The organism is Saliphagus sp. LR7 (assembly GCF_003344565.1).
GTDB classification, from domain to species: domain Archaea; phylum Halobacteriota; class Halobacteria; order Halobacteriales; family Natrialbaceae; genus Saliphagus; species Saliphagus infecundisoli.
On the sequence record NZ_QPND01000001.1, the window covers coordinates 470,992 to 483,371 of the forward strand.

At 68.6% G+C, this 12,380-nt stretch carries 12 protein-coding genes; 6 read left to right on the forward strand and 6 right to left on the reverse strand.

The window, feature by feature from the left end; translation table 11 throughout:
- Positions 1-5: 5 nt before the first annotated feature.
- Genes DVH23_RS02430 through DVH23_RS02450 form a run of 5 tightly spaced genes read left to right on the forward strand, consistent with a single transcriptional unit; the run spans position 6 to position 5,523 of the window.
- A complete protein-coding gene (locus tag DVH23_RS02430) occupies positions 6-1,052 on the forward strand; it encodes an ABC transporter permease (protein WP_114575830.1) in 1,047 nt (348 codons plus the stop codon).
- Positions 1,049-2,050, forward strand: a complete 1,002-nt coding sequence (locus DVH23_RS02435; RefSeq protein WP_114575831.1) for an ABC transporter permease — start codon at positions 1,049-1,051, stop codon at positions 2,048-2,050. The genes DVH23_RS02430 and DVH23_RS02435 overlap by 4 nt, the downstream gene beginning before the upstream one ends.
- 1 nt (position 2,051) lies before the next feature.
- Complete coding sequence (locus tag DVH23_RS02440; RefSeq protein ID WP_114575832.1) at positions 2,052-3,308, forward strand: ABC transporter ATP-binding protein; 1,257 nt, start codon at positions 2,052-2,054, stop codon at positions 3,306-3,308.
- Positions 3,305-4,579 carry an ABC transporter ATP-binding protein gene (locus DVH23_RS02445; RefSeq protein ID WP_114575833.1) on the forward strand — a complete coding sequence of 425 codons (1,275 nt, stop codon included), beginning with the start codon at positions 3,305-3,307 and terminating at the stop codon, positions 4,577-4,579. The genes DVH23_RS02440 and DVH23_RS02445 overlap by 4 nt, the downstream gene beginning before the upstream one ends.
- A 44-nt stretch (positions 4,580-4,623) precedes the next feature.
- Positions 4,624-5,523, forward strand: coding sequence for a DMT family transporter (locus tag DVH23_RS02450; protein ID WP_114575834.1), 900 nt, complete (start codon positions 4,624-4,626; stop codon positions 5,521-5,523).
- On the opposite strand, the gene DVH23_RS02455 is transcribed toward DVH23_RS02450, so the two are convergent.
- Together DVH23_RS02455 and DVH23_RS02460 are read right to left on the reverse strand one after the other, a co-directional pair.
- Positions 5,516-5,785: a hypothetical protein gene (locus DVH23_RS02455; RefSeq protein WP_114575835.1), complete on the reverse strand. Its 270-nt coding sequence runs from the start codon at positions 5,783-5,785 to the stop codon at positions 5,516-5,518. The two genes, DVH23_RS02450 and DVH23_RS02455, sit on opposite strands and share 8 nt — an antisense overlap.
- Positions 5,786-5,991: 206 nt before the next feature.
- Positions 5,992-8,220, reverse strand: a complete 2,229-nt coding sequence (locus DVH23_RS02460; RefSeq protein ID WP_114575836.1) for a CDC48 family AAA ATPase — start codon at positions 8,218-8,220, stop codon at positions 5,992-5,994.
- A gap of 201 nt (positions 8,221-8,421) precedes the next feature.
- Here DVH23_RS02460 and larC point away from each other — a divergent pair, with 201 nt between their 5' ends.
- Positions 8,422-9,801 carry a nickel pincer cofactor biosynthesis protein LarC gene (gene larC, locus DVH23_RS02465; protein ID WP_114575837.1) on the forward strand — a complete coding sequence of 460 codons (1,380 nt, stop codon included), beginning with the start codon at positions 8,422-8,424 and terminating at the stop codon, positions 9,799-9,801.
- A gap of 1 nt (position 9,802) precedes the next feature.
- On the opposite strand, the gene DVH23_RS02470 is transcribed toward larC, so the two are convergent.
- From DVH23_RS02470 to DVH23_RS02485, 4 genes are read right to left on the reverse strand one after another with little or no spacing between them, the layout of a single operon-like run.
- The gene (locus DVH23_RS02470) at positions 9,803-10,567 is read right to left on the reverse strand and encodes a hypothetical protein (protein ID WP_114575838.1); all 765 of its coding nucleotides are present in this window, start codon (positions 10,565-10,567) and stop codon (positions 9,803-9,805) included.
- Positions 10,568-10,619: 52 nt separating this feature from the next.
- Positions 10,620-11,465, reverse strand: coding sequence for an endonuclease III (nth, locus tag DVH23_RS02475; RefSeq protein ID WP_114575839.1), 846 nt, complete (start codon positions 11,463-11,465; stop codon positions 10,620-10,622).
- A 55-nt stretch (positions 11,466-11,520) separates the two neighbouring features.
- Positions 11,521-11,934 (reverse strand): DUF371 domain-containing protein, encoded by a 414-nt coding sequence (locus tag DVH23_RS02480; RefSeq protein ID WP_114575840.1) that lies wholly within the window; start codon positions 11,932-11,934, stop codon positions 11,521-11,523.
- 58 nt (positions 11,935-11,992) lie between these two features.
- The gene (locus DVH23_RS02485) at positions 11,993-12,364 is read right to left on the reverse strand and encodes a hypothetical protein (RefSeq protein ID WP_114575841.1); all 372 of its coding nucleotides are present in this window, start codon (positions 12,362-12,364) and stop codon (positions 11,993-11,995) included.
- Between the last annotated feature and the right edge of the window lie 16 nt (positions 12,365-12,380).

Genomic DNA, 12,380 nt, shown 5'->3' on the forward strand with positions numbered 1-12,380 from the left:
AGTCAATGTCGATGCTGAAGTTCCTGCTCCGGCGGACGCTCCAGGGCGTCTTCGTCATCTGGGGCGTCGTGACCGTTCTGTTCGGGCTGAGGGCCGTGTCGCCCGGCGACCCGGCGTCACTGATGCTCGGACAGGGGGCGACCCAGGAACTCGTCGAACGGGTCAGGGAGGCCGAGGGATTGAACGAGCCGATATACGTCCAGTACGCGGATTACCTCGGGAGCCTGGTTCGGGGCGATCTCGGATACTCCTGGCGCTCGGAGCGCGAGGTCGAGATGATGGTCCTAGAGCGCGTCCCCGCGACGATCGAACTCGCCGTCGCCGCGACGGTAATCGCGTTGCTGATCGCGGTCCCGCTCGGCGTCGTCTCGGCGACGCGCCGCGGGACCGCCTCCGATTACGGCGCGACGCTGTTCTCCCTGCTGGGGATCAGCACGCCCAACTTCTGGCTCGGCCTGATGTTGATCCTCGTGCTGGGCGTCTGGTACGGCATCCCATATCCGTCGCTCTCCGGGAGCGGGTCGGTCCCGATCGGGGTCGGCTTCGTCGACCTGCCGACCGGCCGCCGGGCGGTCGGCTTCGGCGAGGCCCTCATGGCGATCGTCCAGGAGGGATCGTTCGGCGAGATGGGGCTCTGGCTGAAACACATCACGCTCCCCGCGATCACGCTGGGGACGTACTTCACGGCGCTGATCACGCGACTCACCCGGAGCGGCATGATCGACGAGTTCGGCAAGCCCTACGTCACCGCGACGCAGTCGAAGGGGCTACCGGGCGTGCTCGTCCGGTACAAGCACGTGCTCCGGAACACGATGATCCCGATCATCACCGTCCTCGGCCTCCAGATGGGGACGCTGATGGGCGGGGCCGTCATCACCGAAACGGTGTTCAACTGGCCGGGGCTCGGGCTTCGGCTGATCGACGCGCTGGGCGTCCGCGACTGGCCGCTCATGCAGGGGATCATCCTCTTTATCGCAATCATGTTCGTCACCATCAACATCGTCGTCGACGCACTCTACACGTATCTGGATCCGCAGGTGAGCGTCGAATGATCTCGGATCGCGTCAAGCGGAACCTGACACGGACGTTCCGGGAGAGCATGCTGCCGAAGCTGGGACTGGTGTTGCTGGTCGTGATCGTCGTCATGGCCATGTTCGCGCCGATCCTCGCAACGCACGACCCGACCCGGACCGGATACTTCCACGAGGAAGGCGGGCCGTACCCGCCCCCCGGATTCGAGTACACGACGACGGTCGCTTCCGACGGCGAGATCGGCGACGTAGAGGTCACCTCGACGAGCGAGCACCTCCTCGGGACGAACACGGTCGGACAGGACGTCTACTCGCGGTTCCTCTATGGAGCCCGGGTTTCGCTTCTGGTCAGCCTCTTCGGCGTGAGCCTGGCGCTGCTCATGGGCGTACCCTTCGGGCTCGTCGCGGGCTACTACGGCGGCCGGATCGACGACGGACTGATGCGGCTCGCCGACGTCATGCTCGCGTTCCCGGCGCTGGTGCTCGCGCTCGCGCTGATCGGCGTGTTCGGATCACAGCCCATCCAGGTACCCGACCCCATCGTCCTCGCGGGCGTTGCCGACGGGATGCCCGAGTCGATCCCGATCCCCGGGAGCGTGACGGTCGTCGTCGCGCTGGTGACGTGGGTCTGGTTCGCCCGCGTCGCCCGCGGCGAGGCCTTATCGATCCGCAACGAGGAGTACGTCAAGGCCGCCAAGAGCTTCGGGACCGCCGACTGGCGGATCCTGCTCAAGCACGTCCTGCCCAACAGCCTCACGCCGATCATCGTCCTCGCGACGATCCAGATGGCGATCATCATCCTGATCGAGGCCTCGCTCGCGTATCTGGGGTTCACCGGGACGACGCTCTCGTGGGGCTACGAGATCGAAACCGGGCAGGACGTGCTCCGGACCCGGCCGTGGGTCGCGATGGTCCCCGGTATCGGCATCGTCCTGGCGGTCATCAGCGTCAACCTGCTCGGCGACTGGTTCAGGGACGCCCTCGATCCCAACATCGAGGGGAGCGAACGGGGGGCCTGAGATGAGCGAGGACCTCCTCCGCATCACGGGGCTCTCGACCCGGTTTTTCACCGACGAGGGCCAGGTGAACGCGGTATCGGACCTCGACGCGACGGTCGAACGCGGCGAGGTGTTCGGGATCGTCGGCGAGAGCGGCAGCGGGAAGAGCGTCACGGCGCTTTCGATCATGGACCTCGTCGAGTCGCCGGGGGAGATCACCGCCGGCTCGATCGAGTACCGCAACGCCGACCTCGCCGCGGACGTCCGCGAGGACCACCCCGAGGCCGTCGACGGCGAGTTCGTCGACCTGCTCGGAGTGCCGTCGTCGGTCCGCCGGTCGCTGCGCGGGACCGCCTTCAGTATGATCTTCCAGGACCCCGAGAGCAGCTTCAACCCGACCCTGACCATCGGCGAACAGATCGCCGAGGCCGTCGAGGTCCAGCGCCGGGCCAGCGCGACGCCGCGGCTGTCCCAGGGCGTCGAGTACTCGTTTGCATCGCTCATGGCGTCGACGGTCCTCGGGTCGAAGAAGTTCGTCACCGCGGAGAGCCGCGAGCGCGCGATCGAGTTGCTCGAGCTCGTCGGCATCCCCGACCCCGTAAAGCGCGCCGAGGAGTACCCCCACGAGTACTCGGGGGGGATGCTCCAGCGGGCGATGATCGCCCAGGCGCTTGCGGGCGAGCCGGACGTCCTCGTCGCCGACGAGCCGACGACGGCGCTGGACGTCACCATTCAGGCCCAAATACTGGATCTGCTGGCGGACCTCCAGGAGGAAACCGGGATGACGATCCTCCTGATCACCCACAACCTGGGCGTGATCGCCCGGATGTGCGACCGCGTCGGCGTGATGTACGCGGGCGAGATCGTCGAACGCGGGACCCTGGCGGACGTCTTCGACGACCACGTCCACCCCTACACCGAGGGGTTGCTCGGCAGCGTCCCCGATCTGGAGCGGGTGGGCGACCGGCTTCGGCCGATCCCGGGGAACGTCCCGAGCCTGCTCGACGACGAGATGGGCGATCGCTGTTACTTCGCCGACCGCTGTCCGAAGGCGATGGACGCCTGCCTCGACCACCCGCCCTCCTACGACGCCGGGGGCGAGGAACACGCCGCTCGCTGCGTGCTCGCCGAGATGGACTACGACGAGTCCCGGGCGCTCCCCAAAAGCTACTTCGGCGAGGGCGAGCGGCCGGCGGCCGACCGGGAGGCAGAACCCCACGGCGCCGAGATCGAACCCGACGGCGCCGGCGGGACCCGCGAGCGGGGTGAGAACGAATGAGCACCCCGACCGAGCCCCTGGTCCGGGTCGAGGGGTTGGAGAAGTACTTCTGGGAGGACGACTCGGTCCTCGACCGGCTCATGGGGTCCGAGCCGACGGCGGTCCGGGCGGTCGACGGCGTCGACTTCGAGATCCACCGGGGCGAGACGCTCGGGCTGGTCGGCGAGAGCGGCTGCGGGAAATCGACCGCGGGCGAGACCGTACTCCGGCTCCAGGAGGCCACCGGCGGTCGGGTGGCGTTCGACGGCGAGAACGTCTTCGAGCTCTCGGGCGACGAACTCACCGCCTTCCGCCGGGAGGCTCAAGTGGTGTTCCAGGACCCGTTCTCGAGTCTCGACCCGCGGATGACCGTCGGCGAGATCGTCGCCCAGCCCCTGCGGGTTCACGGCGTCGGCACGAAGGAGACCCGCCGCGAGCGCGTGAGGGAGTTGCTCGAACGCGTCGGGCTCGCGGTCGATCAGCTCGATCGCTACCCCCACGAGTTCTCCGGCGGGCAACGCCAGCGCATCGGCATCGCTCGCGCGCTCGCCCTGGAGCCCGACTTCCTCGTCCTCGACGAACCCACGAGCGCGCTCGACGTGAGCGTCCAGGCCCAGGTCCTGAACCTGCTGGACGACCTCCAGGACGAACTCGACCTGACCTACCTCCTGATCAGCCACGACCTCTCGGTGATTCGCCACGTCTGTGACCGCGTCGCCGTGATGTACCTCGGCGAGATCGTCGAGATCGGTCCCGCCGAGGAGCTGTTCGGCGACCCCCAACACCCCTACACGCAGGCCCTCCTCGAGAGCGTCCCACGGGCCTCGACCGACGAACAGGACCGCGAGCGCGAGACGCTGTCGGGGGACGTCCCCTCTCCCAGGGATCCGCCCTCGGGCTGTCGGTTCCGAACCCGGTGTCCCGAGGTGATCCCGCCGGAAGGCCTCGACATCGATCGGGAGACCTACCGCTCGGTGATGGACCTCCGCGAACGCGTCGAGAGCCGCGAGCTCACCATCGCCGCCGAGGAAGAGGCCGGAGCGGGAACGGCGACGGTCGAGTCTGTCAAAGAGCGCTTCTTCGAGGAGCCGCCGTCGGACGACGACGAGCGGGCGATCACGTCGGCGCTGGAACTCGCGGCCGACGGCGAGTGGGTGCGGGCCGAAGAGACCCTCCGCGAACGCTACGAAAGCGTCTGCGAGCGCGAGAACCCAGCCCTCGGCGAGGGCGCCCACCCCGTCGCCTGTCACCTCTACGGCGACCTCGACGACGCCGACAACGTCGGCGACTGAGCCGAAAACGGAACCGATAGGGACCACGGGTTCGGATCGTCGCCGTGACCCGTTACCGGAACCTCGCGGCCTTCCTCGTGCTCTCTTCGATCTGGGGATCGGCGTTCGTCGCGATCAGCGCCGGCCTCGAACACTTCCCGCCCGTCCTCTTCGCCGCCTTACGCTACGACGTCGCCGGTCTCCTGATGCTCGGCTACGCCGCCGTCGCCGTCGAGGACTGGGTTCCCGAGAGCCGGGCCGACTGGGCGGAGGTCGCCGTCGGCTCGACGCTCCTGATCGCGGCCTACCACGTCTTCCTGTTCGTCGGCCAGCAACACACGACCGCCGCGGCGGCGGCCGTCCTCGTGAGTCTCTCGCCGGTGTTGACGACCGTCTTCGCCCGCGTCCTCACGCCCGCCGACGCGCTCGGTCCGGCCGGGACCGTCGGCCTCCTCGTCGGACTCTGTGGGGTCGCAATCGTCGTCGGCCCAGACCTCTCGGACCCGCTCGCGACCGACGCCGTCGCCCGACTCCTGATCGTCTGTGCGGCGACCTCCTTCGCGCTCGGGGCCGTCCTCACCCGCCGGATCGACGGCTCGCTCCCGGTCGAGACGATGGAGGCCTGGTCGATGCTCGGCGGCGCCCTCCTCATGCACGCGATCAGTGCCGCGATGGGCGAACCCGTAGAGCCGGCGGCCTGGACCCACCCCGAGGCTCTCGGCGCGCTCGCCTACCTCGCGGTCGTCGCCAGCGCCCTCGGCTTCCTGCTCTACTTCGACCTGCTCGACCGGCTGGGCGCCGTCGAGATCAACATGGTGTCCTACGTCGCGCCGGTCGCCGCCGCCGTCGTCGGCTGGCTCTACCTGGGCGACATCGTCGGCGCGACGACCGCGGGGGGGTTTCTCGTGATCGCCGCCGGCTTCGCGCTCGTCAAGCGTCGCGCACTGCGAAACGCGCTCAGTTGACCCGGCGGTGGGAGTGGCCGACGTAGAGCGCGAGCGCGTTCGAACAGAGCAGACAGAGGAAGAGGGCGGTCTCGAGCGCGCCCGAGAGCCCGGTAAAGAGAAGGGGAACGTAGAGGAAGGGGAGCACAATCGCGGACCAGAAGCTCGCGACCCGGATCGGCTTCGCGAGCGTCGGCAGGTACCGCTCTAACCCCCCACGTCCGGGATAGCCGTCGGCGGAGTACCCCGAGGCGCGGTCGCGGGTGGAGTGGGAATCGGTCATCGAACCACGCCCGGTCAGTCCACGGCGGGTCACATATAGCTCGCCGAGCGTTCGCGCGGATCGGCGACCGTTTAGGCGACTCAATCCCGATTCACGCTCCGGGCACGGACCCGCTCGCGGGTTAGGGACCGCCTTCCGAACCCCTTCGGGCGACCCGACGGGGCCATTGCTCGCGGCGGGTGGAGAAACGAGGGATTAACCGGGCGCTACTGGAAGCCGATCCGGCTCCCGCGGCGGCCGGCGCCGGGTTCGGTCGTCTGGCCGCCCCGGAACTCCTCTTTGATCTGCTCGTAGTACTCGAGGATGTCGTCGGTGATCGTCGGGCGGACGTTCTCCAGGGCCTGTCGGAAGTGGCGCATCTCGACGATGTCGGCCTCGTGGTCCTCCCGGAGGGCCTCGATGGCGGCCTCGCGGGCGATCGACTCCAGGTCGCTGCCGACGTAGCCGTCGGTAATCTCGGCGATCTCTCTCAGGCTGACGTCGGAGGCCAGCGGCGTCTCCCCGGTGTGGATCTCGAGGATCCGCTCGCGGCCCTCGACGTCGGGCTCGCCGATCATCACCAGCCGGTCGAACCGCCCCGACCGCAGCAGTGCGGGGTCGATCATGTCCGGACGGTTGGTCGCGCCGATCACCATCACGTTCTCCATCTCCTCTAACCCATCGAGTTCGGTCAGCAGCTGGTTGACGACGCGCTCGGAGACGTTGCTTCCGACGTCGCCACCACGGCCCGGGGCAAGCGAGTCGAGTTCGTCGAAGAAGATCACCGTCGGGGAGACCTGGCGGGCCTTCCGGAACGTCTGGCGGATCGCCTTCTCGCTCTCGCCGACCCACTTGCTCAAGAGTTGGGGGCCACGGACGGAGATGAAGTTGGCGTTGGTCTCGTTGGCGACGGCTTTGGCCATCAGGGTCTTGCCCGTCCCCGGCGGCCCGTAGAGCAGGACGCCCGCGGGCGGGTCGATCCCCAGCCGGTCGAACCGGCCGGGGTTCGAGAGAGGCCACTCGACGCTCTCTTTGACCTGGTCCTTCGCGTCGTGGAGCCCGCCGACGTCGTCCCAGGAGATCTTGGGGAGTTCGACGAGCACCTCCCGCATCGCCGACGGCTCGACCTCGTTCAGGGCGCCCCGGAAGTCCTCGCGTTTGACGATCATCCGGTCGATGAGACTGGGGGGAATGTCCTCTTCGTCGAGGTCGATCTGGGGGAGGTAGCGCCGGAGGGCCTTCATCGCGGCCTCCTTCGTCAGACTCTCGATGTCGGCACCGACGAAGCCGTGGGTCTCGTCCGCGAGATGCGAGAGGCTGACGTCGTCCGAGAGGGGCATCCCGCGGGTGTGGATCTGGAGGATCTCCTCGCGGCCCACCTCGTCGGGCACCCCGATCTCGATCTCGCGGTCGAACCGGCCCGGCCGCCGGAGCGCGGGATCGACGCTGTCGACGCGGTTCGTGGCGGCGATGACGATGACCTGGCCCCGGGACTCGAGCCCGTCCATCATCGTCAGCAGTTGTGCGACGACCCGGCGTTCGACCTCGCCGGTGACGTCCTCGCGTTTGGGCGCGATCGAGTCGAGTTCGTCGATGAAGATGATCGACGGCGATTCTTCAGTAGCGTCCTCGAAGATCTCCCGCAGTTGCTGTTCGCTTTCCCCGTAGTACTTCGAGATGATCTCGGGGCCGGCGATCGAGAAGAAACTGGCGCTGGTCTCGTTCGCGACCGCCTTGGCGAGCAGCGTCTTCCCGGTGCCCGGCGGGCCGTGGAGCAGAACCCCTTGAGGCGGTTCGATCCCCAGTTTCTTGAAGATCTGGGGGTGTTTCATCGGGAGTTCGACCATCTCCCGGACGCGCTGGATCTCGTTGCTGAGCCCGCCGATGTCCTCGTAGGTGATGCCGCCGCCGGTCTTCTCGAACCCGCTGATCGGCTCTTCTCGCAACTCGACCTCGGTGTCCTCGGTGATGAGAACGACGCCCTCGGGCTCGGTCTCGACCGCAATGAGCGGAATCGCCTGGCCGGGCGAGCGCATGAAGGGGTGGTTCGTCGAGGACATGACGGGAACGATGTCGCGGCCGACGACCGGCCGTTTCAGGATCTGGCGTTTGACCATTCCCGCGGCGTCGCTCCCGAACTGGACGGACGCCTCCTCGGGCGGCGCGAGAGTCAGTTTGTCGGCTTTCGTCGCTTCGGCCTTCCGGATCGTGACGCGTTCGCCGATGCCGACGTCGGCGTTCTGGCGGGTGAATCCGTCGATGCGGACGGTGTCGGTGTTCCAGTCCTGGCGGTCCGCGCGCCAGACTTTCGCGGCGGTCGTGTCGGCGCCTTCGATCTCGATGATGTCTCCCGGGGACAGCTTCAGGTGCAACAGCGTGTCCGGATCGAGTCGGGCGATCCCCCGACCCGAGTCGTTCGGGTACGCCTTTGCGACCTCCAGTTGGACTTCGTTCATTGGTTGGGGTGGGCGGGGTTAGCTCTCTCTCCGACTCGGACTCGGATAGATGTTTTGCTGTGGTGAGCCATCATTTCGAGGCCTTTCCCTCGCCGTACCGTTCGGGTAGAAGCGACATAGAACTACCGGCGGGCGACCCCTTAGAAGGGGTCCGAAGAGTCGATAGATGGCTTTTTTGGCCGGCGACGTCCTCTCTCGAGTATGCGACTCCTGGCGTTCGACGGCCGGTCGGGTGCGAGCGGCGACATGGTTCTCGGGGCGCTGCTCGCTTCCGGCGCCGACCCCACCCGTCTAAGACCGGTCGAGGACGCCCTCGGTGCCGAGTACCGGATCGGATCGACGACGACCTGCGGGATCGCCGCGACGACCGTCGACGTCCTTCTCCCGGACGACGGAACCGACGAGGACCGCCGCCACGACCACGACGAGGGCGACGAAAACGGCCACGATCACGAACACGGTCACGACCATCACCACGGGGACGAGGAGGGTGGCCACGACGGTCACGGCAACCACGACCATGCACACGGCCACGAGGGGGATCACCAGCACGGGGACGCTGACCACTCCGGCGCCGTCCCCGCCGAGGGCCACGGTCCGAGCCGTTCGTACGCCGAGGTCGTCGAACTCGTCGAGGACCTGGAACTCGAGTCCGCGATCGAACGGACGACCCTCGCGATCTTCGAACGCCTCGGGCGCGCCGAAGCGGCGGTCCACGGCACCGAACTCGACGACACCCACTTCCACGAGGTCGGCGCCGACGACGCGATCGCCGACGTCGTCGGCGCGGCCGTCCTGCTCGCCGACCTCGACGCCGACCGGATCGTGACGACCCCCCTCGCGGCCGGCGGCGGGACGGTCTCGATGAGCCACGGCGAGTACCCCGTGCCCGCGCCCGCGGTCGTCGAGATCGCCGGAGGCGCCGACTGGACCCTGAAGGGTGGACCCGTCGAGCGCGAACTGCTGACGCCGACGGGCGCGGCGATCCTCGCCGAGGTCGCGGAGGGCGTCGAGAGCCTTCCCCCGATCGCGGTCGAGGCGAGCGGCTACGGTGCGGGGAGCATCGATATATCTCCCCACCCGAACGCCCTTCGGGTCCTGGTCGGCGAGACCGAGGGCGAACTCGCCCGCGAGGAGATCGCGGTCCTCGAGACGAACGTCGACGACGTCAGCCCCGAGATCCTCGGTGGGCTCCAGGACCGGCTGGCCGACGTCGGCGCCCGGGACGTCTCGATCGTCCCGACGACGATGAAGAAGTCCCGTCCGGGCCACCTCGTGAAGGTGATCTGCAAACCAGAAGACCGGGAGCGGGTCGCTTCCCGCCTCGCGCGCGAGACGGGTACCCTCGGCGTCCGGGAGGCCGGCGCTTCCCATCGCTGGATCGCCTCCCGACGGGTCGAGGAGGTCGTCCTCGAGATCGACGGCGAGCGCTACGAGGTGGCGGTGAAGGTCGCGAGCGACGAGGACGGTGCGGTCTACGACGTCAGCGCGGAGTACGACGACGCGCTCGCGGTCGCCCGCGAGACTGGCCTGGCGGTCCGGGAGGTCCTCGCGCGGGCCGAGCGGTCCTTCGACGCCTGAGTCAGCCGCTCCCGTCTGTCCCGTCTGACCTCTCGCTTTCGCCGCCCTCGCGGTGGACGTCGAGGGCCTCCTCGATCGTCAACTCGCCGGAAGCGACCCGCCGGGCGAGGGTGGCGTCGATCGCCCGGTTGCCCTCGCTTCGCTCCCTCGAGCGGTCCTTGATCGTCTGGATCTCCCCGGCGGTGGGCTCGACGATGCGCTCCTCGCGGACCTCGCCGTCGATCCGGGCGATGTTGACCGCCGCGAGCACGTCGCCCATCCCGCGTGCACCGGCGCCGAGGGCGGGCGTCGTCCCCGTCTCGTCGACGAGTTCGACCCGAACGTCCTCCAGATCGTTGACGATCCGGGCGCCCTGGATCCGGGCGCCGTCGCCGACCCGAACCACTGGGTCGGGGGCGTCGGCGACCGCCTCCCGAATGGTCGAAACGGCGTCACCGAGAGGTACGTGAAAGGCCTCGACGACGACCTCGCCGGCACAGACGACGATCCCCGGGCGCCGGCCCGGATCGACACCGACGATCGTCCGCCCGCCTCCACCACGGACGGCCGCGAGCGCGCGCTCGACCGCCCGCCGGGGATCGTCGGGGTCGGCGACGATTCTCGGGAGATCCGTCTCGATCCCGTCGTCGGCCGCGGTGACGACCGCGGTCGCCCCCTCGGGAAGTTCCTGGTCGGGTTCGATCGTCGTAAAACGGGCGCCGCGCTCGCGAAGCTCCGTGACGACCCCGTGGTAGACCTCGAAGTCCCCTGTCGCGACGACGATCACGCCCGTTCTACGCGGCGCGGGCGAATAAACATGGGCGGTTGCCGGGCGGGAATCAGGCGTCCGACTCGGGAGCGTCGGCCGGATCGACGACCTCGCCGGTGTCGGGGTAGACGCCGACTTGCTCACAGAGGTCGGCCATCGGACAGGCCTCCGGATCGTCCAGACAGGCGGGCTTTCGCGCGGTGCAGTACTCCCGGCCGAACTGGATCGTGGCCGTGTGGCCGAACCCACATTTCTCCGCGGGCACCTCGCTCTCGACGACCGCCCGGACCGCCTCGTGGTCGGCGTCGGCGGGCGCGATCCCGAGCCGCCGGAAGATCCGGTGGACGTGGGTGTCAACCGGGAACACCCCTCCGCGACCGCCCGAAAACAGCAGGACGCAGTCGGCCGTCTTGGGACCGACGCCGTCGATCTCCAGTAAGCGGTCGCGCACCGCCTCGGGCTCGCCCTCCCGAACGAACTCGTCGAATCCCTTCTCGGAACCGAACTCCGCGCGGATCTCCTCGGCGGCGGCGATCATCACCTCCGATTTCCGGTTGTAGAGTCCCGCGGAGCTGATCGTCTCGGCGAGCTCCTCGCGGTCGGCGTCGGCGAGCGCCGCCACGAGGTCGTCCTCGGCGTCGGCCGCCGGGCCGTCGCCGCCGTACCTGGCCATCAGATCGTCGTGGGCGGGCTGGCTCGCCTTGTCGCTGGTGTTCTGGCTCAAAATAGTGCGAACCAGACACTCGAAGGCGTCCTGGCCACCGTAGGTCTTCTGCCAGTAGAGTTCTCCCAGACGGTCGATCACGGCCTCCGCACGGGTATCGGCCTCTGCCGGATCGAACTCGGCGGGAGTGCCCCCGCCCGCGCTCCCGCCGCTGATGTTCTCGGCGGGCTCTCGATCGGACTCGTCGCTCATACTCGGAGTAGGGATTCGGTCGCCAAAACGGCAGGGAAGCCGGAAGCCTCCCTCCTCACTCGACCGAGAGGGTCACCGTCGCCTCCGCTCCGTCCGCGAGCGCCTCGATGAGTTCGCGCTCGACCCCCTCCGCCGCGGTCTCGCAGTTGAGAACGACCGTCCGGTCGTCGATGTAGTCGCTGGTCCGCCCGACCGCGCTGCGCTCGCTCTCGAAGGTGAGGTCGGGGTCGCCCCGGCCCATGAGGGTCTCCTCGTGGCCGCCAGCTTCGACGGTAACGGTGATCTCCGCCTCCCGATCCCGGCACGCTTCGACGAACGCAGGGTCGAAGTCGGCGGGGGCGCGGTCGGCCTCGACGGCGAGGATGCAGTCGCCGGCGGGGGTGAGGTAGTCGTCGGTCGTCACCTCGAACGTGCTCGCGTGGGTCGCAGAGACGTTCTCGTGGCCGCGGGCGCGGATGACCTCCTCCATACGCTACTCGGGTTCCGCGGGCCGGAAAACGGGCTCGATCACGATCGGTTCCGGATCGCTAACCCGCCTGTGATCGGTAGCCTGTACGGAACTCCCGGACGATCGCGCCGAGCAGGACTCCGAGGACGACGATGGCGAGCACGGCCGGGAGGCCGACCGAAAGCGTGGCATTGACGTTGCCGCCGATTCCGCCAGCGATAAGCGCCAGGGCCGCACCCGCAGCGCCGAACGCCGCGAGGCCGAGGCGGAGCGGGGACCCCTCGCGGCGGGCGAGGAGGTACTGGGGGACCGCCAGCCCGACGACCAGATAGACCGCGATCCCGGTCGGCGTCGCCCCGAGGACGGCAGGGCTTTCCGTAACGAGGCTGACTGCGGCCGTGGCGACGATGGCGGCCAGAAGACTCCCGGCGACGAGGCGACGGTCGCTCATGGCCAACTCTACGGAG